At 29.1% G+C, this 968-nt stretch carries 2 pseudogenes; both read left to right on the top strand.

The annotated features are described in order from the left end of the window. Positions 1 to 562, top strand: a pseudogene (locus KPL54_RS25795) (iron-containing alcohol dehydrogenase); the annotation flags it as partial. Between the two features lie 189 nt (positions 563 to 751). Further along, a pseudogene (locus KPL54_RS25790) lies at positions 752 to 968 on the top strand (sulfide/dihydroorotate dehydrogenase-like FAD/NAD-binding protein); the annotation flags it as partial.

The following is a 968-nucleotide window of genomic DNA, read 5'->3' as shown; positions in this document are numbered from 1 at the left end:
TGCAGGACTTCATTCTTATTTCTCAGATCCACTTGCAATGCAAGCTATAACTATGATTAAGGAGAATTTAGTAAAATCATTTGAAGGTAATTTAGAAGCAAGAAATGAGATGCATATGGCACAATGCCTTGCTGGAATGGCATTTTCAAATGCATTACTAGGAATATCTCATAGTATGGCGCATAAAATAGGTGGTGTATTTCATGTTGAACATGGTTTAGCAAATGCAATACTTCTTCCACATGTTATAGATTTTAATAAGAAATCTTGTGGAGATAGATATGCTACAATCGCTAGAACATTAGAGTTACCCGGGAATACAGATGATGAATTAATAAATTCATTAACTGATATGATAAGGGACTTAAATAAGGATCTAAATATACCATTATCTTTTTCTGAAAATGGTATGACTAAAGAAGAGTTTGATGCTAATTTAGACTTTATAGCTGAGAATGCTTTAAAAGATGCATGTACAGGATCAAATCCAAGACCAATAAATGTAATAGAAATGAAAAAAATATTAATCTGTGCATTTACAAACGAAAAAGTTAATTTTTAACATATGATAAATCATGAAAATTCAATAATGATTGTAGAATTTTTATAAATGTGTATTAATTAAATAACTAGTAAAAAGACAGGTAGTGAATAGCATTAGTCTTTTATGCTCTTTACTATCTGTCTATTTTAATGTTTTAATATGAATATATAATAGACTAAAATCATAGAAAAATGTGGAGGCAGAAAAATGTATAAAATAGTTGAAAAAAAAGCATTAGCACCACAAATATTTTTAATGGATATTGAAGCACCAAGAGTAGCAAGATCAGCACAACCTGGTCAGTTTATAATAATAAAAATGGATGAAAAAGGTGAGAGGATACCGTTAACAATAAGTGACTTTGATGCTGAAAGAGGTACAGTTACTATAGTTGTTCAAACTATAGGTTGTTCAACAAAAGAAA

This window comes from Clostridium estertheticum, assembly GCF_018861295.1.
GTDB classification, from domain to species: domain Bacteria; phylum Bacillota; class Clostridia; order Clostridiales; family Clostridiaceae; genus Clostridium_AD; species Clostridium_AD estertheticum_D.
Note: the sequence above shows the minus strand (reverse complement) of the source record. Positions and strands in the feature narration are given on the sequence as shown.